Consider the following 19385-nt stretch of genomic DNA (forward strand, 5'->3'; position numbering starts at 1 on the left):
GGGGTGGGAGAAACGGCGGGGGCCGGCCGGCTCAGGGACGCAGGATAGCGTCCACCGGCACGGAGCGCGCGGCCCTCTCCACTTCACGCTGGCGGACGGCTCGGGACAGCCCCAGGGCCAGCCCCGCCACCACCATCACCATCGGCACCGCGCACACCAGGTCCGTGGCGTAGTGGAAACGCCCGGCCAGCGTGGCGACGATGAGGCCGATGCCCGGCGCCAGCATCACCCAGAAGGTGCGCCGGGAGAACCGCCACGCGTAGAAGAGGACCAGCAGCGTGGTGCCGGTATGCCCCGACGGAAAGCAGTCCCGCGCGTACTTCGGCGCGCGCATCAGCGAGTCCAGCACTGGCGTCAGCGCCACGCCCCGCAGCGGCCCGTCGAAGGCGTCGATGAGGAAGTAGCGAGGCCCCACCGCGGGCACCAGCGAGTAGGCCGCGTAGTTGAGGAAGAACAGCAGCCCCAGCCCGGTGAGGTACTCGTTGAACTCGGACGTGGGCCCGGCCGCGCGCAGGTAGAGCGCCACGCCCAGCACCAGCGGCCAGACGAAGTGGCCGTAGTAGCAGACCAGCAGCACGTCGTTGAGCCAGGGCGGCACGATGCGTCCCAGCTCCACCGCGGCCTGGAACCCGAACAGCTGCTGGTCCGCGGCGACGAGCTGCGCGTCCTTCAGGATGGGGTTGAGCGTGTCCACCACCGGCGACAGCCACCCGTGCGACAGCACCGCTACCGGCAGCAACCACCAGTCCGCCAGCACGGTGAGCCACGCGCGCGACGGGTACGTGGCCTCCAGCGTGCGCAGCACCAGCGGGCCCGCCGCCATCAAGGCGAACAGGCCGGCGTTGGGCAGGGCCCCGGGCGCCCAACGGCCCGGGCCCACGAGCACCAGCGCGGCCAGTGAGCAGGCAACCACGACAATGAGGTCCGTCGCGTTGAGGTGCACGCGCACCTCCCGCTCGCGCCGGGTGACCACGATTCCACGCGTCTTCTGGAAGGGCCAGGTACTCACGCTGACTTCCGCTCCCCCGAAGCCTCGTCGCTCGCACCACTCACGCCGAGCTCCAGGCTCCGAACGACAGCACCCTCCCCTACCGGGGCGGCCTTCCGCCCGCCCCACCGCTCCAGCAGGGCAAGCATCGCGGGGAAGAAGACCGTGGTCCCCAGAAAGGTGCACACGACCCCGAGCAGCGCAATCTGACCGATGCTGCGCAGGCCCTGGTGGTTGGCCACGAGCAGCGCGCCATAGCCGGCCGCGTTCGACAAGGTCGCCACCACCGCCGCCAGCCCCGTGTGCCGCACCACCTTGCCGAGCGAGCCGGGCCCCTCCTCCTCGTAGCGGTGGAACAGGTGCACGGAGTTGTCGACAGCGATGGCGAGCAGGTTGGGCAGCACCACCGCGTTGATGAAGTTGAGCTGCACGTCGAAGAGGTACATGCCGCCCGCCAGGCACGTCATGCCGAGGAACAGCGGCCCGGTGACGAGCAGCGCGCGCTTGAAGCTGCGCAGGCTCAGCAGGATGACGAAGAACACCACCCCGGCCGCGGACCAGAGGATGAGCGGCCCGTCTCCTCGCACCAGCGCGAAGATGCGCGCGGCGATGCGGTTGCTGTCCAGCACGGCCATGTCGATGCCGCGCGCCTTCACGCCCTCCACCACCTGGTCGATCTGCGCCGCCCAGCGCCGCAAATCCTCCGTGTCGTAGTTGGACACCGAGGGGAACAGCAGCAGGAAGGTGCCCTTGCCGTCCGTGGCCTCGAAGCGCCGGCGAACCTCCGCGGGCAGCGAGTCCAGCCCGTAGGGCTTCGCCTCCAGCATCCGCTGGAAGTCCTGGAGCCGCGGGTCCTCCTCCGCCGACGGGGGCAGGCCGCTGAACAGCTCGCGGATGCCCGAAATCTCCGCCTCGCGCCGCTTCAGGTCCGAGGGGACTAGGTCATTGAGGGACGCGGTGCGCAGGAACACGGAGTCCGCGCCGTTGCGGCGCTTCACCTCCGCGATGACGTCCTCCACCTGCGCCGCCTCCTTCACGTCCTCCACCAGGAAGATGGCCGGGTTGAGCGGCTGGCCGAGCTGCTCGGTGACGTGGTCGTCCAGGCGCGAGGCCGGCGAGTCACCCTTCAGCTTGCGCATGTCCGTCTCGAACCCCAGCCGGGGCGAGATGACGACCGAGAACACCGCGAAGGCCACCACCGACAGGGCGATGGTGACGATGATCGGCGTGGGCCAGCGCTTCCACTCGCGCTCGGGCTTCGGCTCCGCGGCCGGCGCCTGGGCCGCCCCGGCCGGAGCGGGCGCCGCGTCACGGCGCGCGGGGCGCAGCCGCTCGGCGATGGCCAGCAGCGAGGGGCCCAGCGCGTACGCGGCCAGCACCGCCAGCAGCACGCCCATGCCGGCGAGGAAACCGAACTGGTTGAACGCCTGGAACTGCGCCAGCAGCAGCACGAAGAAGGCCGCCGCGTTCGTCACCGCCGAGGTGAGCGCCCCGCTGAAGGTGCCCCGCACCGCCGCGGCGATGGCGTCCCGGGCGGACAGCTTCTGGCGCTCCTCCCAGTAGCGCATGCACAGGTGCACGCCGTACTCGATGCCCAGGCCGATGAGGATGGCGACGAGGAAGCCCGTCACCACGTTCAGGTGGCCGATGGCGAGCTGCGCGACGGCGAACGTCAGCACCACGCCCACCATGACGGGCATGCCCACCACCGCCAGCGCCGCGAGGCGCCGGGTGGCCAGCAGGATGAGCCCCACCGCGATGAGGGCGGACAGCATGCCGGCGCGCGCCAGGTCGCCGCGCATCACCGCGTCCTCCTCGATGCGGTTCTGGAAGTTGCCCGTGGCCTCCAGCTTCACGGACGGATAGCGCTCCGCGGCCAGCGTCCGGCCCGTCCCCATGGCCAGCTCCACGAAGCGCCGCGCGAAGTCCAGGTCCCCCGCCGTCCCCGACGGCTTGATCATCAGGTAGACCTCGGAGCCGTCCGCGTTCGCCAGGTACTCCTTCATGGGCGCGTTGGGCGCGTGCTTCTTCGAGATCTCCTCGAAGTCCGGCGGCGGCGGCGTGGCCCCCAGGTCGATGTAGAAGGGGTTGGCCTGCTGGCGCTCGTAGCGGACGCGCGCCTCCAGATCCTTGCGCAGCTCCGCCAGCTTCTCCGCCGGCAAGAGCAGCAGCCCGTGGCGCCGGAAGAAGTCCACGTCATAGCGGTGCTCGACGTAGCGGACCTCCGGCAGCGCCTCCAGGCGCTTCTGCAGCTCCGCCGCGTAGGCCTCGAGCCGCTCCGGGGTGTCCCCCTTCGCCAGGATGACGAGGTACCCATCACCCCCCGCCTTCTCTGACACACGTGTCAGATCCTGCACTTCCCGGGCGCCCTGGGGCAGCAGCTCCACGAACGAGCCCCGGAACTCCAACCGCGACGCCAGCGCCATACCTCCGGCCGCCAGGAGGACGAAGGCGAGCAGCACCTGCCAGGGCCGGGACACGGCCAGGTGGATGAACCTCTCGAACCCTCGCTGTCGCAGAGACCTCGCCACCGTCCACTCCTCGATGAAGGGCCGGAACAAGCAAGTTCCCGGCCAGCCAATGGCCCCCGCAAACATCCGGCGAGGAAGAAGTCTTCCAGCCCTCTCAGGCCCTCCGGTGGGTGTGCAACCGGCTGCACACGATGCCTTGCACTATCCACTGGAAGACGCTGCGTGGCGGCGGCGTGCCACCAAAGTCGCGGTCCTGTCAAGCAGAGGGGGCTACAGCTGCCCTTGCCGGGGCTGCAAGCAACAGTCCGCGCCTTGACACTGCCGCTAACCCTCTTTATTCACGGCCCCGCGTCCCCCGAGGGAGGTCGCCGGACGCAGGTTTCCCAGCTCGGAACGCCCCCTGCATGGGCGTTGGCCGCTGGAGATCCGCAGTTCCCCCAGAGGATCCGCCCTCCTGACGCAGCCTCGAGAAAGACCAATCCCCCATGAGCGACGTCTTCGAGAAGTGCCATAACTGGAAGGACTACCGCATCGCGAAGGCCACGGGGCTCTACCCGTACTTCCGCGCCATCGAAGCGTCGCACGGCGCCACCGAGGTGGAGATCGAGGGCCGGCGGGTCATCATGGTGGGGTCCAACAACTACCTGGGCCTCTCCGCGGATCCGCGCGTGAAGGAAGCCGCCGTCAAGGCGGTGGAGAAGTTCGGCACCACGTGCTCCGGCTCGCGCCTGCTCAACGGCACGCTGGCGCTGCACGAGGAGCTGGAGGCGCGGCTGGCGAAGTTCCTCAACCGCGAGGCCGCCATCGTCATCTCCACCGGCTTCCAGACGAACCTGGCGCTGGCGTCCATCCTCGGCCGTCACGACATCGTCTTCAGCGACCGGCAGAACCACGCGTCGCTGGTGGACGGCATCCGCCTGTCCTTCGCCACCGAGCGCAAGTTCCGTCACAACGACATGGACCACCTGGAGCAGCTGCTCGCCCAGGCGGAGCCCAACGCGGGCAAGATCATCGTCACCGACGGCGTGTTCTCCATGGAGGGCGACGTCTGCAACCTGCCCCGCATCGTGGAGCTGGCCAGGCAGTACAACGCGCGGGTGATGACGGATGACGCCCACTCCATGGGCGTGCTCGGCGAGAAGGGCCGCGGCACCTCCGAGTACTTCGGCCTGGAGAAGGAGACGGACCTCGTCATGGGGACGTTCTCCAAGAGCTTCGCGTCGCTGGGCGGCGTGCTGGCGGGCCCCTTCGAGGTCATCAACTACATCCGCCACAAGGCGCGCTCGGTCATCTTCTCCGCGTCCATGACGCCGGCCTCCATCGCCGCGGCGCTCAAGGCGCTGGAGATCATCGAGGCCGAGCCGCAGCGCCGCGAGCGCCTGCTGGACATCGCGGAGAAGATGCACAACGGCTTCCGCGCCATGGGCTTCGACACGGGCGTGTCGGTGACGCCGGTGGTGCCGGTGCACATCGGCGACCAGGTGAAGTGCTTCCGCTTCTGGCGCGCGCTGCACGAGGCCGGCGTCTTCGCCAACCCCGTGATTCCGCCGGCCGTCGAGGCGGGCCACGCGCTCATCCGCACCTCGTACATGGCCACGCACACGGACGCGCAGCTGGACCGCGTGCTGGACATCTTCGAGACCATCGGCCGCAAGCTGAACGTGATTCCGGAGACGCGCCCCACCACGTACGAGCCGGTGAAGATCGCCCGGCCCGGCACGCGCATCCTCTCCAACAAGGCGAGCGACAAGTGGGCGGCGGGCTCCGCGGGCCTGCTGGCGGACAAGGGCGGCATCACCCTGGAGCAGCTGTCGCGCATGTCCTCGCGCGAGGTGGCCGGCAAGCTCTTCGACGCGGTGGAGCAGCTGACGTGGCGCGCCGCCAACCTGCAGCCGGATGACCTGCGCAAGCTGGGCAACGCGCCCATGAAGCTGTGGGAGAAGCGCGGCGAGCTGCCGGGCCTGCTCCTGGAGAAGGGCGCCCACTTCTTCATGCGCAACGGTTCCAACGGCGCCAACGGTGCTCAGACGGAAGACAGGAACTGAAAGCCCCAATGGCCCTCCCCGCCGAGCCATCCGTGCCCGCTCCTTCACTGCCTCCCCTCCCCTCGGACGTGCAGGTGACGCCCGTGCGCGGCTCGGCGGAGAAGATGCAGTTCATCCGCTTCCCGTACGGCATCTACAAGGACGACCCGAACTGGGTGAAGCCGCTGGAGATGGAGCGCCGGGACTTCCTGGACCCGAAGAAGAACCCCTTCTTCGAGTACGGCGAGGTGGAGCTGTTCCTGGCCCGGCGCGGCGGTGAGGTGGTGGGCCGCATCGCCGCCATCCGCAACCCGCGTCACATGGAGGAGCACGGCACGAAGGAGGGCTTCTTCGGCCTCTTCGAGTGCGTGAATGACGCGGGCATCGCCCGGGCGCTGCTGGAGATGGCGGCGTCGTGGCTGCGCGAGCGGGGCATGGACTCCATGCTCGGGCCGGCCAATTTCTCGTCCAACCAGGACTGGGGCCTGCTCATCGACGGCTTCGGCACCCCGCCGGCCATCATGATGCCGCACAACCCGCCCTACTACATGGGGCTGATGGAGGCGTGCGGCCTCGCCAAGGCGAAGGACCTCTACGCCTTCGAGCTGTCCTCGTCCGCGTCGCCGCCGGAGAAGGTGGTGCGCATCGCGGAGAAGATGCGCGTGCGCGAGGGCATCACCGTGCGCCCGGTCAATATGAAGGACCTGGACGCGGAGGTGCGCCGCATCAAGGACATCTACAACTCCGCCTGGGAGAAGAACTGGGGCTTCGTGCCCTTCACCGAGGCGGAGTTCGACCACCTCGCCAAGGACCTCAAGACGGTCGTCCGGCCGGAGCTGGCGCTGATGGCCGAGGTGAAGGGCGAGCCGGTGGCCTTCTCGCTCACCGTCCCCGACGCGAACCAGGCCATCCGCGCGGCCGACGGACGCCTCACCCACTTCGGTCTGCCCATTGGCCTCGTGAAGCTGGCGCTGGCCTCGCGGCGCATCGACCGGCTGCGCCTCATCATCCTCGGCATCAAGGAGGGCTACCGGCGCCGCGGCCTGGACGCCATCCTCTACCTGGACACCCTGCGCACCGCGAAGCAGCTGGGCTACGTGGGCGGGGAGATCTCCTGGACGCTGGAGGACAACCACCTCGTCAACCGCGCCATCGAGTCCATGGGCGCCCAGCGCTCCAAGACGTACCGCATCTACCAGCGCCCGCTGTAGTCCTCACGTCAGAGCGCGGAAACACGAAGGCCGGGGCCCCTCACCCGCGAGGGACTCCCGGCCTTTGACGTTTCCGGCCTGGCGCCGCGCGGCTAGTTGCCCGCGCCGGCCTTGGCGGACTGCGCGGCGTTCTCCTTCTCCAGCTGCGCCCGCTTGCTCTTCAGGGTGGAGAGCAGCCCGTCGAAGCCCTTGTCGTTGAGGAGCTTGCGGAACTGGCCCCTGTACGTGTCCACGAGGGACACCTCGTCGGTGATGACGTCGTAGATGCGCCAGTCGCCCTTCGTCGCCTTGTAGAGCTTGTAGTCGACCGGGACCTGGTCCTTCTTCACCGTGAGGGTGGTGTTGACGGTGGCCTCGTTCCCCTGGACGGTCTCCTTGCCGTACTTCACCTGCGCCTGGGCCTGGCCAATGGCCTTCTGGGCGTAGGAGGCGCGCAGCAGGCCCGTCATGGTGGTCGTGAAGTCCTTCTGCTGGGCGGGCGTGAGGCTGGCCCACGCTTTGTCACCCAGCGCACGCTTCGCCAGCTCCTCGAAGTCGACGAACTTCTCGACGACGCTGGCGAGCGACGCGGCGGTGGCGCCGGGGGCGTTGGCGGCCTTCTGCACGTCCGCATTCCCGGACTTGACGACCGAGAGCGGGCCGGCGGGCGCGGCGGCAAGCAGGGCGGCTGCGAGCAGGGATGCGATCATTGTGTTTTCGGCTCCGTAGTTGGCGAACGATAGAAACGACAGAGGCCGGGCGCTCGTTATTCACCCGGGGCCGGCGGCGTCCCGGTGACGCGCTCCAGGGCGGACATTCCCAGCCGGACGTCGTGCCAGCTCTTGCCGCGGTCGCCGGAGGCCTGGGCATAGGCGGTGAATGCATCCACCAGGTCCCGCGTCTCACCCGTGCCCAGATCAAAGGCGGCGAAGGCGGCCGTCACCCAGCGGCGGGCGCTCTTCTCCGCCTCCGTGAAGGCCTTCGCGCGCGCCCAGGCCGCCACCAGCTCGCTGTGCACCTTCGTCACCTCCAGGCGGAGGCCGGCGCGGATCTGCTTCTCCTGGGCGCGCAGCTTGTCCAGCTCCGCGCGCGCCTGCTCGAGCTGCGCGTCCTTGATGGGGATGTCGAAGGTGGCGCGCACCACCAGGCCCACTCCGAAGGTGCGCTCGTTGAAGGGGTCGTACGCGAAGGGGTTCGTCTGCCGTTGGGCGCTGCTGGTGAAGCGCACGTCGTAGAAGCCGGCGAGCCCCAGGTCCGGGTAGTAGCTGCGCTCGCGGATGAAGACCTCCGCCTCGCGGGCGGCGATGCCCGCGGAGATGGCGACGAACTCCGGCCGGTGCTGCTCGGCGAGCCCCAGGGCGCGCTCCAGCGTGGGCGGCTCCACGTCCTCCTCCAGCGCCAGGTCCTCGTCCACGACGGACACCGGCTCGTCCGGGCCCGCGTTGGCCAGCAGGCGGATGGCGGCCAGCGCGAGCGCGAGGCCCTGCCGCGCCTCGGCCCTGCGAGCCTCCACCAGCTGCCGGAAGAAACGGACCTTGTACGTGTCCACCTGGGACACCTGCTCCGACTCCTCCTTCAATAGCGCGTCGATGCGCTCGGCGGCGTCCTCCAGCCGCTTCGACACGTCCTCCAGCTGCTGCAAGCCGGAGCGCGCCAGCTGGTAGCCGTAATACGCCTGCGCGGCCTGGAAGCCCGCCTCGTCCCGGGCGCGCTCGCGCAACGCCTCGCCGAGCTTGGGCCCCTGCGCGCCCGCCTGCTCCAGCGCGGTCAGCTTGCCGAAGGTGTAGATCGGCAGCACGGCGTTGCCCGTGGAGTAGACCGTCACGCCCACGCGGCCGAAGTTGAGGTCGCCCTCGCGGGACGCCTCGGTGAGCTGTCCGTTGGCGTCGTAGCGCGCCTCGGCCACGGGGCCGCCCACGCCCACGTTGATCTCGAACCTCGGGAACCAAGCCCACTTCGCCTGCTGGTAGAGCGCATGGAACTTCCGCAGCTCCGCGGTGGCCTCCTCCACCCGCGAGTCCGTGGAACGGGCCCGCTCGACCAGCTGTGCCAGTGTGAGCGGCGCCCGGGTGGCCCGGGCCGCCTCCCCGCTGGGGGCCTCGGCCACCGACTCCCCGGCCCGCTGCGACTCCTGGGCGGGCTCGCGCGCGGGCGCGGGCGACACGGGCTGGCCGACGGGGTCGGAGGCCGCCGATTCCGGCGTGGCCGGAGCAATGGCGGGTGGGCCCGGAGGCAGGCTCCCCGGAGAGTCCGTGCCGGTGCTGGGCGTGGTCATGTTGCCGCCGGCGGTTCCGGTTCCTGGAGAGGGCGTGGCCGGAGTGGCCGTTCCGGGCGTCGTCGTTCCCGAAGTCCCCGTGCCGGGCGTCGTCGTTCCCGAAGTCCCCGTGCCGGAGGTGGAGGTCCCCGATCCGGTGCCGGGCGACGGGCTGCTACCCTGCCCCGCCGTCCCCGGGGTGAGCTGTGCCGCCGAGAGTCCGGCCGCCAGCACCAGCGCTACTGTCACGCCTCGATCCAGGTGTCTGCGCATTACTCCCGCCTCGTGCGGGCCCCCATATCCGAGTCACCCGCGGCGGCGCAGCATCTCTGTTCCGTGAGACGGCGTCATCGGCCTTGTTCGTTCCATTTCCATCGTCCCTGGCGCGTGGAGAGCCCTGCCCTGGCGGCGCGGAGGCCGTCCTGCCGGATGCGTCCCCCATCCGCTCGCGTAGCGTCGCTGACACTCCGGCGAGAAAAGGAGTTGGTCCGCCGTGCCGTATGCAGCAGATTGCGCCTGTTCCCGAGCCGGGCCGTCAGGGCCCGCATACCGAGGACCCCCACACATGGCCTATACCGATCGCGTCAAGCAGATCCTGTCCTGGTACACGTCCGACAACCCGGGCACGCTGACCAACCTCGCGCGCCTGATGAACACCGGCACGCTGGCCGGCACCGGCAAGTTCGTCATCCTCCCGGTGGACCAGGGCTTCGAGCACGGTCCCGCGCGCTCGTTCGGTCCGAATGTCGCCGGTTATGACCCGGACTACCACGCGCAGCTCGCCATCGACTCCGGCTGCAACGCCTACGCGGCGCCGCTGGGCTTCCTGGAGGCCGTCGCCGGCAAGTTCGCGGGCGAGATTCCGCTGCTCCTCAAGCTCAACAACTCCGACTCGCTGGCCAAGGTCGCCGCGCCCATGTCCGCGGTGACGGCCTCCGTGAAGGACGCCGTGCGGCTGGGCTGCGTGGCGGTGGGCTACACCATCTACCCGGGCTCCTCCGCGCGCAACGAGCAGTACGAGGCGCTGCGCGAAATCATCAAGGAGGCCAAGGAGTACGGCCTGCCCACCGTCGTCTGGGCCTACCCCCGCGGCAACATGTCCAAGGAGGGTGAGACGGGCATCGACGTGGTGGCGTACGCGGCGCAGATCAGCGCCCAGCTCGGCGCGCACATCATCAAGGTGAAGCCGCCGCAGGACCACATCGAGCAGCCCGAGGCCAAGAAGGCCTTCGAGAAGGCCAACATCCCCACCAAGACGATGGCCGACCGCGTGCGCGAGGTGGTGCGCTCCGCGTTCAACGGCAAGCGCATCGTCATCTTCTCCGGTGGCGAGGCCAAGGACACCCCGGCGCTGCTGGAGGAGATCCGGCAGATCAACGCGGGCGGCGGCTTCGGCTCCATCATGGGCCGCAACGCCTTCCAGCGTCCGCACGATGAGTCCGTGAAGCTGCTCAAGGACGTGATGAACATCTTCGCCGGCGCCAGGGGCTAGTCGCCCCACGCCGCGGACAGTCCGAGGCCCGTCAGGAAGACTCCTGGCGGGCCTTTTTCGTGGAGCAACGCGGGAGCGCCCGGAGCGCGGAGCCGCCCTCGACACGTGCTGAAAACGAAAAGGCCCGCTGGGTTTCCCCAGCGGGCCTCGTCATTTCAGAGTGGAGCTAACCGGGATCGAACCGGTGACCTCTTGAATGCCATTCAAGCGCTCTCCCAGCTGAGCTATAGCCCCGTCTTTTCCTGCTGGCCGCTTTGGGGAGCGGCCCCGACGTCGAAAGTGGGTGCCTTCTACCGCTTCCTTCCGCCGTTGGCCAGAACTGTTTGTGGCTTCGTGGCGTTTTTTCCAACCTTCAACCGCTCCGCCACCTCTTCCCCTTCCCGGAGGATGTCCGTGAGCTCACGCGCGTGGGCCTCGGCCGCCTGCTCGGCGGCTTCCACGGCCTTGAGGACGGAGGCGAAACCGGCGGGCAGCTCCAGCTTGCCCTTCTGCACCTGGCGCCAGACGACTTCGCCCAGCTCCTTGAGCGCCTTGTCCTTCTGGTCCTTCAGGACGGTGGCCCTGGCGTTCGCCCGGGCCAGGTCGGTGTTGCGCTCCACCGCCTCGCGCAGCTGGGCCAGGCGGGCCTGAGCCTCCTGGAAGGCCTGGTTGATCTGCTTCACCACGTCGGACTGCTTCGGGTCGGCCGCCAAGTCGGTACCCCTTGAGAATTCCAACGGTTGCGTAGCGTGCGGCCTCGGCGACTGTCAACCCTGCGCCGTCTTCCGCAGCCGCGCCGCGAAGAAGCCGCCTCCGGGGACGCGGGGCGGCAGGGCCTTCAAATAAGGACCGGACGCGGCCAGCGCGGCGCGTTCCGCTCCCAGCACGTCTCCCACCGGCTCCAGCGTGAAGTCCGGGTGCTTCGCCAGGAAGGCCTCCACCACCGCCTCGTCCTCCTCCGGCATCACCGAGCAGGTGGCGTAGACGATGAGTGTGCCCGGCTTCGCTTGCCGTGCGACTTCATCCAGCAGCTCGCTCTGCGTGGCCTGGTACTTGGCTATCTCCTTGGCGGTGAGCTTCCACTTCTGGTCCGGCTCGCGCGCCAGTGAGCCGGTGCCGCTGCACGGAGCATCGATGAGGAGCACGTCCGCGTCGGACAGGGGCAGCGGGTGCGGGAAGGCGACCTGCTTCAAGGAGAAGTGGCGCACCCGCTCGCGCGCCTCGGCCAGCCGCCGCCGCGACCTGTCCCCCGCCAGCACCCGGCCCCGGGGGCCCACGAAGTCCGCGAGCGCCAGCGTCTTGCCGCCCGCCCCCGCGCACACGTCCGCGACGGTGAGCCCCTCGAGCGAGCCCCCTGCCGGCCGGCACACCTCGGAGATGAGCTGGCTGCCCACGTCCTGCACCTGGAGCCGCCCGGACTTCATCACCTTCGTCTCGAAGATGCGGTGGCTGGCGTCCACCACGCGCACCGCGTCCGGAGCCGCCGCCACGGGCTCCGCGGCGACGCCCTCCTCCGCCAGCGCGGCCAACACCGCGTCGCGCGTGCCGGGAGGCCGCACGCGGAAGTGCAGCGCGGGCTCTTCGTCGAGGGACGCCAGCAGTCCGGCCAGCTCGTCCTCCGGGTACACCTCGGCCAGCCGCTGCACGAACCAGGTGGGGAACGAGTAGCGCACCGCCAGCCGCTCGGCCGGCGAGTCCGGCAGGGGCGCCTCTGGCAGCGGCGTCTCCACCACCTCTTGAAGGAGCTGGTCCTTGATGGTGCGGGGCCGCACGGGCCCGGGCAGGCGCACCTCGGGACCGATGCGCGTCCAGCCCTCACCACAGAAGATGCGCCGCCAGAGGGCGTAGCGCACCAGGGCCTGGTCCTCCGTCAGCCCCACCTTCCCCATGGTGTGCCCCAGCAGGCGCGCCGCCAGGTCGAGCAGCCGCTGGTGCCGCGACAGCTCGCGCACGGCGAAGGCGGTGAAGCGCCGCTCCTGCCCGCCGAGGCCGTCCGCCTCGCGCAGGGCCTCGGCGAGCGCGGCCTTCAGCGGCTCACCGCGCAGCACCGCGATGTGCGCCTGGAGGGCCGCCGTCGCGCCTCGACGGGAGGGACGGCCGAGCCGGGCCGCGTCCAGCGGTGTCGAAGGCCACACGGAGTCCACGGAAGGAAGTCCTCTACCCTTTCAGCACCAGGGTGATGGCCAGGCACCCCTCGCGGGTGCGGGCCTCGGGCGCCTGACCGGCCCCCATGAAGAGGTACCGGGGGGCGGTGTGTCGCTCGCCGTCCACCTCCAGATCCCCTTCCACCAGCAGCACCGCCTCGCGGCCCGGGCCGCCCGGCCGCCACGGAAGCCCGCCGCCCGGTGACAGCCGCACCCAGGAGGCGCTCCCCTCCCCGCCCAGCGACGGATCCACCGCGCCGCCGGCGGCGCTCCGCATCCCGGGGGACGTCTCCGTCCAGGCCCCGTCCGCCGGGAGGCGCCGCTCCTGGGCGACGCGCTCCAGCTCCCGACGCACGCCGAGGAAGCGCTCCACCAGGGTGAGCATGTCGTCCAACTGGAAGGGCTTCACCAGCACCGCGTCCGGCAGGTGGGGACGCAAGGTGCGGGAGACGTCATCGGGGGCGGCGGCGCTGACGATGGCCACCGGCTGCTGCCGGCGCCGGGCGGCCTCCAGCACGGCACGCCCGCCCTGCTCCCGGCCGGCGATGCGCAGGTCGGTGATGACCAGGTCGAACCGGTCCTCCTTCAGGGCCGCCAGCGCCTCGTCCTCGGTGCCGACCGCGCGCACCTCGGCCAGCTCGGCGATGATTTCGCCCATGCCTTCTCGGAGGCTCGCGTCGTCCTCGACCAGCAGCACCTTCATGACTGGGAGCCTCCGATGGCCCTGACCGCTCTCTGTCTTGCCCCCCAGGACTCGGGCACGGGCGGCGCGGTCACCCCGCGCGCGTCCCTGCCTTCGGATTTATGGCCCTCCCCGGACTCGAACCGGGACGCGGGGTCAGCCGCAGCGGATTTTGAGTCCGCCTCGTCTACCAATTTCGACAGAGGGCCGCTCGTGGCGGTAACGGCCAGACGTATACCGCGCCCCGCGCCCGCGTGCATCCGAAGATTGCGGTGTCCCACGCACATCGCTAAGAGGGGCCCGCCATGTACAACCTTCTCATTTCCCTGGCCGTGGGGATTGTGGTCGCGCTGCTGGTGAAGCTGGCCGGCTTCTCCCTGTGGGCGGGCCTCATCCCCGGGATCATCGCCCTCGTCGGCACCTTCGTCCTGCTTGCCCGCCGGGTCGCCGGCCGCATCCAGGCCCTGATGACCGTCGTCCAACAGGACCTTCAGTCCCAGCCGACCAGCCAGAAGGACGCCCAGTCGAAGGTGGACCGGGCGGTGAAGACGCTGGAGCAGGGGCTGGTCTACGACAAGTGGCAGTTCCTGGTCGGCCCGGAGATCCACGCCCAGATCGGCATGCTGAAGTACATGGTGAAGGATCTGGACGGCGCCAAGAGCCACTTCGAGAAGGCCAGCTCGCGCAACTACATGGCCAAGGCCATGCAGGGGGCCTTGTACTACCAGCGCAAGGACTTCCCGGCCATGAAGGCCGCCTTCGAGGCCGCGGTGAAGAGCGGCAAGAAGGAGTCCATCGTCTGGGCCGTGTACGCCTGGTGTCTCCTCCAGAACAAGGAGAAGGACGACGCACTGCGAGTGCTCGCACGCGGCGTGGAGGAGAACCCCAAGGACGAGAAGCTCAAGGCGAGCCTCGCCCAGCTTCAGAACGACAAGCGGCTGAAGATGAAGCCGTACGAGCCCATGTGGTGGCAGTTCGGCCTCGAGGCCCCGCCGATGATGCCGCCCATGGGCGGTGGCGGCCGCCGCATGCAGTTCATTACCCGACGCTGATTGGCCGGCGCGAGGCGTGTGAGCGTCCGCCCGCGCACGGCAATTCCTACCGGGCTTCCCATTCCCACGCTGGAACGACTTCCGACCCGTTAAAACAGGGGGACGGAGAGGGCACGCAACCGCCCGAAATCACTCCGGCTGGCCAGGTCGCATGCGGGGCATGCGGCTTGCTCCAAGGCCGTGCGCGCGTCAGGCGGAGCGTGGAGCCGCCGCGCGGAGGCGGACGGGCTTGGCAGCCGGAGGTCTCGGGTGAAGGTTGCGGGAGTCGGCGAGTGCTTGCAGGACCGGGTGGCGGCGGATGCGCGTGGGGCGCAAGGGCGATGGGAGCACTCGGAAGGGCGTGGCACCCGAGACTTTCGGCCTGCCATTTCGCAGCAGGCGAGCGAACCGGAGTGGTCCATGGAACGGCGTGGCCGGACCTCGGGGCGGTCTCTGCTCCTCGTCATCGAGGACGATGTCGGCGTCCGTGAGAGTCTCATGGACCTGCTCGCCTCCCGCTTCGACGTGCTCGCCGCGTCGGACGCGGACGCGGGGGTGGAGCTGGCGCGCGAGCACCGGCCGGACCTGATCCTCCTGGACAGGTTCCTTCCCAGCGGGGACGGCCTCATGGTGCTGGAGTCGCTCCAGCGGGACGCGCGCACGGAGGCCGTGCCCGTCATCTTCCTCACCGGCGACGCCGACGAGGCCACGCTGGAGCGCTGTCTGGAGATGGGCGCGGTGGACTTCATCCACAAGCCGGCGAGCGCGCGCGAATTGCTGGCCCGCATCGACCGGGCGCTGCGCCAGAGCGAGCAGCAGCGCCGGCTCCAGATTCTGGCGCAGACGGACGCGCTCACGGGGCTGGCCAACTTCCGCGCGCTCACGGTGCGGCTGGAGGAGGAGTTCCGCCGGGCCCAGCGCTACCAGTACCCGCTGAGCGTGGTGGTCATCGACCTGGACCACCTCAAGGCCATCAACGACGGGCTGGGCCACGACGTGGGCAACCGGGCCATCCTCGCGCTCGCCTCGCAGCTCAAGGGCAACCTGCGCGAGTCCGACTTCGCGGCCCGCTTCGGCGGCGACGAGTTCGTGGCCATCCTGCCGCACCAGACGGCGCTGGAGGCGGCCGTGTTCGCCGAGCGCATCCGCGCCGGGCTGCGCACGGTGGGGGTGCAGAAGAGCGACGGCCGCCCTGCCCCCTTCGGACTGAGCGTGAGCGTGGGCATCGCGGACCATACGTTGGAAGGGCCGAAGGAGGACACGGACGCGCTGCTCAAGGCGGCGGACGCGGCCCTCTACGAGGCCAAGCGGGAAGGCCGTGACAGGGTGGTGGTGTTCGGCCGCCCGGCGGACTCCCCGCCGGTACAGCGGCACTGAGGGCAAAGAGCGCGGCGAGGCAGGTAACGGCGGGGCGGCCACACGAGGGCGGATGATGCAGGGCAACAGGCTGGTGAGCGGTTCGAGGGTGGCAATCGTCGGAGGCGGCATCGCCGGCGCGGGGCTGGCGGCCTCGCTCCTCTTCAACGGGCGGGCGCGCGGCCTGACGCTGGACGTGCGGGTGTACTCGGGCGGTACGTCGGAGCGCACGGCGCCTCCCGTGGTGCTGACGCCGGAGTGCCGCTCGCGCCTCGCGGCGCTCGGCTGCCGCATCCCCACCGAGTGGCGCTCCCACGAGCTGCGTGGCGTGGAGGTCATCGCCGAGGGCCGCCGCGAGGTGCTCGCCACGGCGGCCGGGGGCCTGTGGGTGGTGGATGGCTGGCCGCACGGTGAAGGCGGGCTGGCGCAGGTGCGGGACGTGCTGGCCACGGCCGCGAGCGCCCAGGGCGCGCGCTTCGTCGAGCGCCACGTGGAGCGGGTGGAGCGGCAGGCGCCGGCGCCGGACGCGCCCGCGTCGGTGCGTGGGGCCGGGCCGCTGGTGGTGCGCGCCCAGGGCAGCGGCGAGCGCTACCACGCGGTGGCGCTGGCGGCGGGCGCGGGGCCGCTGATGGGGGATGCGTTCTTCAAGGGCTTCCGCCCGGCGCCGACGGTGGCGGCGGTGCAGGCGCGGCTGCGGCACGCCTCGCCCCGGCTGGAGCTGGCGCCGCTGGCGCGGCTGTGGATTGCCCCGCTGCCCACGGTGGACGGGCTGTTCCTGCTGCCGGCCGCGGGCTCCGTGTATGCGCTGGCCTTCGGGCCCGCGGTGACGCCGGCGGACCTGTGCCAGGCGCTGATGATGGCGGCGCGGGACGGGCTGGTGGAGGAAGGCTTCGAGCTGGCGGCGTTGGAGACGACGCGCCTGCCCTACGGGCCGGGCCGCACGCTGGTGGCGCCGGGCCAGGTGGTGGTGGGGCCCGCGGCCTTCGGCCACCCGCTGCAGGTGGGACTGTCGGAGACGCTGGCCTCGTGCAGCCGCGCGGCGGTGGCGCTGCTGGACGGCGGCATGGAAGCGGCCGTGCTGGAGCGGCGGTACGTGCGCGAGGGCCTGGGCGAGCTGATGGAGGACGCGGCGGCGGGCGCCCGGGCGGTGACGTGGCTGCGCCGCGCGGGCAAGCGGGCCCCGGAGGCCTTCGTCGCGGCGAGGGGCCGGCGGACGTCCGGCGCCGTGTTCGGCGGCGGCGTGCTGGGGATGAGCACGCCCACGCCCATGGCGCTGCTGGGGGCGGCGCGGTGGGCCGGCCTTCGGGAGATGTTCGGCTCGTGGCTGCGCACCACCATGGAGCCCGTGCCCACGGTGGTGCCCGAGCTGGAGCCCGACCTGTACTACGTGGTGGATGACGACCCGGACGCCCGCGAGGCGCTGACGGCGCTCTTGGAGAGCACCGGCGCGAAGGTGGTGGCCTTCGCGGACGAGCTGGCCCTGTTCTGCGCGGTGGCGCGCCGCCCGCCGACGGCGATTCTCCTGGACGTGGTGCTGCACTGGGTGGACGGCCTGCGCCTGGCCGAGGGGCTGAAGCAGCACCCGCTCACGCGCAACACCCGGGTGGTGGTGATGAGCGGCCTCAACCGACCCCACGTGCGGCAGCGCGCCCTGGACGCCGGGGCGGAGGCCTTCCTGCCCAAGCCCGTGGACCCGGAGCGGCTGCTGCGCATCCTCACCGGCCGCGTGCCGGACGCGCCCGTGGCGGAGGCCGCCGCTCCCTCCAGCGAGAGCGTGCACGACGTGGGCTCGGACCGCTACGCGTCGTGAGCGGTCGGGGCACGGGGCCGCGCGCTCGTGGCGGCCCCGGTGCCCGGTGCTAGACGGCGTGGATCTCGCGCAGGGCGCGCCGCACCGACAGCGAGCCGGCCATGAGGGCGAGGCCCCGGAAGAGGATGCCGATGCCCACCAGGGTGCCCACGAGCCACACGGCGGACACGGGCCACTGCGCCATGACGACGACGCCCAGGAAGATGGAGATGGCGCCGTAGGCGAAGTCCCAGCCCCAGCGCGGGTAGCGGTCCACGACCGAGGTGATGGCGTGGAACAGGCCGCTCGCGAAGAAGTAGCCGGCGAGCATGAGCGTCAGCGCGGCCAGCCCCGCCGCCGGGTACACGAGCACGAACAGGCCCACCACGGTGGAGAGGATGCCGCCGAGCAGGTAGAGCCAGAACGGCCCGCCTGACTTGCGAACGCGGAAGCCGGCGACGATTTCCGAGATGCCCATCACCGCCAGCATCGCGCCGAAGAAGATGGCGGAGACCAGGCTGGCAAGGAACGCGGTCCCCAGCGCGACGATGCCGAGGACCGTCATCAGGAGCCCGAGGATGAAGAGACCGCCCCAGACCGCCGAGGTGACCCTCGGCGTGTCGCCCGCGACGGGTTCCCGATTGCGCTGAATGTCGATGGCCATGACGTCCGCTCCCGCGAGGTGGGACTCCGGCGGCCAGGAGGCCTTGCGTCCGGCTGATGCGAGGCGGGCGCCCGGAGTGCCGGGTCCATTCCAGCAGCGAACATGGGCGCACACGCGGGCGCGGACAACGACGGGCCTTCCGGCTCCGTCCCTCCCCTGCCCCGTCCCGACGGGCGGGGGTGGCAGGTCGCCTCCCGGCTTCTCTGTCGTCACGCCCTCATCACGCCCGCCATCCGTCCTGGGTGAATGAACTCCACCACGTCAGGAGGCGTCGCCGAGCAGCGCTGAGTACGGCGGCGGCACGAACACGGCGCCGGGCTCCTTGCGAAACCACGTGAGCTGACGCTTGGCGTAGCGCCGGGTCTCCTGCGCGGTGTCGTGGATGGCCTCGGCCACGGTCATCTTGCCCTCCACCACCGCGCGGGCCTGCACGTAGCCCACGCTGCGCATGGGCGCCGCGTCCGCGTAGCCACGGGCCAGCAGCTCGCGCGTCTCCTCCACCAGCCCGCCGGAGAACATGGCCTCCGTGCGTGCGTTGATGCGCGGGTAGAGCTCCTCGCGCGGCGGGTCCAGCACGTAGAGCCGGAAGGGGTAGCGGTCCGCGGAGAAGGCATGTGCCTTCCGGAACTCCGACGCGGGCACGCCGGTCTGCGCGTGGATCTCCAGCGCCCGCACGGCGCGGACCAGATCCTGGGGAGGCAGCTTCGCCGCCGTCTCCGGGTCCACCTCCGCCAGCCGGCGGTGCACGGCCTCGCGGCCCTGGGCCGCCGCCAGGGACTCCAGCTCCGCCCTCAGCTCCGGGAGCGCACCGGGCGCGTCCACCACGCCGTGCAGCAGCACGCGCAGGTACAGCCCCGTGCCGCCCACCACGATGACCGGGCGGCCCCTGCCCGTGATGTCGGCGATGGCCGCGTCCGCGCGCCGCTGGTACTCGGCGGCGGAGAACGTCTCCATCGGCTCCACCGCGGACACGAGGTGGTGAGGCACCGAGGCCAGCTCCTCGGCCGAGGGCTTCGCGGTGCCGATGTCGAAGTGTCGATACACCTGCTGCGAGTCCGCGCTGACAATCTCCGCGCCCGCACGCCGCGACAGCTCGATGGCGAGCGCCGTCTTCCCCGACGCCGTCGGCCCGGCAATCACCGTCAGCAGCGGCTTCCCTTCCCCCGCCTCAGCCATTTCCCGCCTCCAGCACGCCGCGCACCACCTCCGCCGCCGAGGCATCGCGCGCGAACACCAGCCGCGCCGTGGGCACCTCCGACAGCAGCCGTCCCGCCGCCGCGAGCAGCCCACCCCGTCCCGCGGCCGAGTCCTCGGGCAGCAG

General features: G+C 70.8%; 15 protein-coding genes and 2 tRNA genes. 6 read left to right on the forward strand and 11 right to left on the reverse strand.

Annotation, left to right across the window (positions count from 1 at the left end):
* Positions 1-31: 31 nt before the first annotated feature.
* Together HG543_RS36965 and HG543_RS36970 are read right to left on the reverse strand one after the other, a co-directional pair.
* On the reverse strand, positions 32-949 hold the full coding sequence (locus HG543_RS36965) for a phosphatase PAP2 family protein (RefSeq protein WP_169349642.1): 918 nt from the start codon (positions 947-949) through the stop codon (positions 32-34).
* Positions 950-1005: 56 nt separating this feature from the next.
* A complete protein-coding gene (locus tag HG543_RS36970; RefSeq protein WP_169349629.1) occupies positions 1006-3519 on the reverse strand; it encodes an MMPL family transporter in 2514 nt (837 codons plus the stop codon).
* 425 nt (positions 3520-3944) lie between these two features.
* Between HG543_RS36970 and HG543_RS36975 the strand changes: the two genes are divergently transcribed.
* Both HG543_RS36975 and HG543_RS36980 read left to right on the forward strand, forming a co-directional pair.
* Entirely contained in the window at positions 3945-5504 is a 1560-nt protein-coding gene (locus HG543_RS36975; RefSeq protein WP_169349630.1) for an aminotransferase class I/II-fold pyridoxal phosphate-dependent enzyme, read from the forward strand.
* Between the two features lie 8 nt (positions 5505-5512).
* Positions 5513-6694: a GNAT family N-acetyltransferase gene (locus HG543_RS36980; RefSeq protein ID WP_169349631.1), complete on the forward strand. Its 1182-nt coding sequence runs from the start codon at positions 5513-5515 to the stop codon at positions 6692-6694.
* Between the two features lie 92 nt (positions 6695-6786).
* On the opposite strand, the gene HG543_RS36985 is transcribed toward HG543_RS36980, so the two are convergent.
* Together HG543_RS36985 and HG543_RS36990 are read right to left on the reverse strand one after the other, a co-directional pair.
* A complete protein-coding gene (locus HG543_RS36985) occupies positions 6787-7383 on the reverse strand; it encodes an MlaC/ttg2D family ABC transporter substrate-binding protein (protein ID WP_169349632.1) in 597 nt (198 codons plus the stop codon).
* 56 nt (positions 7384-7439) lie between these two features.
* Entirely contained in the window at positions 7440-9200 is a 1761-nt protein-coding gene (locus HG543_RS36990; protein ID WP_169349633.1) for a TolC family protein, read from the reverse strand.
* Between the two features lie 292 nt (positions 9201-9492).
* On the opposite strand from HG543_RS36990, the gene HG543_RS36995 reads away from it, so the two are divergent.
* Positions 9493-10419 carry a class I fructose-bisphosphate aldolase gene (locus HG543_RS36995; RefSeq protein ID WP_169349634.1) on the forward strand — a complete coding sequence of 309 codons (927 nt, stop codon included), beginning with the start codon at positions 9493-9495 and terminating at the stop codon, positions 10417-10419.
* 161 nt (positions 10420-10580) lie between these two features.
* Here the strand turns inward: HG543_RS36995 and HG543_RS37000 are convergent.
* From HG543_RS37000 to HG543_RS37020, 5 genes are all read right to left on the reverse strand, one after another.
* Positions 10581-10653 (reverse strand) — tRNA-Ala (locus tag HG543_RS37000).
* Positions 10654-10709: 56 nt separating this feature from the next.
* A complete protein-coding gene (locus HG543_RS37005) occupies positions 10710-11111 on the reverse strand; it encodes a hypothetical protein (RefSeq protein WP_169349635.1) in 402 nt (133 codons plus the stop codon).
* A gap of 54 nt (positions 11112-11165) precedes the next feature.
* Positions 11166-12446, reverse strand: coding sequence for an RsmB/NOP family class I SAM-dependent RNA methyltransferase (locus HG543_RS37010; RefSeq protein ID WP_169349643.1), 1281 nt, complete (start codon positions 12444-12446; stop codon positions 11166-11168).
* 109 nt (positions 12447-12555) lie between these two features.
* A complete protein-coding gene (locus tag HG543_RS37015) occupies positions 12556-13245 on the reverse strand; it encodes a response regulator (protein ID WP_169349636.1) in 690 nt (229 codons plus the stop codon).
* 102 nt (positions 13246-13347) lie between these two features.
* Positions 13348-13433 (reverse strand) — tRNA-Leu (locus tag HG543_RS37020).
* Positions 13434-13529: 96 nt separating this feature from the next.
* On the opposite strand from HG543_RS37020, the gene HG543_RS37025 reads away from it, so the two are divergent.
* The 3 genes from HG543_RS37025 (at position 13530) to HG543_RS37035 (ending at position 17421) form a co-directional block, all read left to right on the forward strand.
* Positions 13530-14276, forward strand: a complete 747-nt coding sequence (locus HG543_RS37025) for a tetratricopeptide repeat protein (RefSeq protein WP_169349637.1) — start codon at positions 13530-13532, stop codon at positions 14274-14276.
* 399 nt (positions 14277-14675) lie between these two features.
* On the forward strand, positions 14676-15632 hold the full coding sequence (locus HG543_RS37030) for a diguanylate cyclase (protein WP_169349638.1): 957 nt from the start codon (positions 14676-14678) through the stop codon (positions 15630-15632).
* 52 nt (positions 15633-15684) lie between these two features.
* Positions 15685-17421 (forward strand): response regulator, encoded by a 1737-nt coding sequence (locus HG543_RS37035; RefSeq protein WP_169349639.1) that lies wholly within the window; start codon positions 15685-15687, stop codon positions 17419-17421.
* Between the two features lie 49 nt (positions 17422-17470).
* On the opposite strand, the gene HG543_RS37040 is transcribed toward HG543_RS37035, so the two are convergent.
* Together HG543_RS37040 and miaA are read right to left on the reverse strand one after the other, a co-directional pair.
* Positions 17471-18064, reverse strand: coding sequence for an HdeD family acid-resistance protein (locus HG543_RS37040; protein ID WP_169349640.1), 594 nt, complete (start codon positions 18062-18064; stop codon positions 17471-17473).
* A 261-nt stretch (positions 18065-18325) separates the two neighbouring features.
* Entirely contained in the window at positions 18326-19240 is a 915-nt protein-coding gene (gene miaA / locus HG543_RS37045) for a tRNA (adenosine(37)-N6)-dimethylallyltransferase MiaA (RefSeq protein WP_169349641.1), read from the reverse strand.
* Between the last annotated feature and the right edge of the window lie 145 nt (positions 19241-19385).

Source organism: Pyxidicoccus fallax (genome assembly GCF_012933655.1).
Lineage (GTDB): Bacteria > Myxococcota > Myxococcia > Myxococcales > Myxococcaceae > Myxococcus > Myxococcus fallax.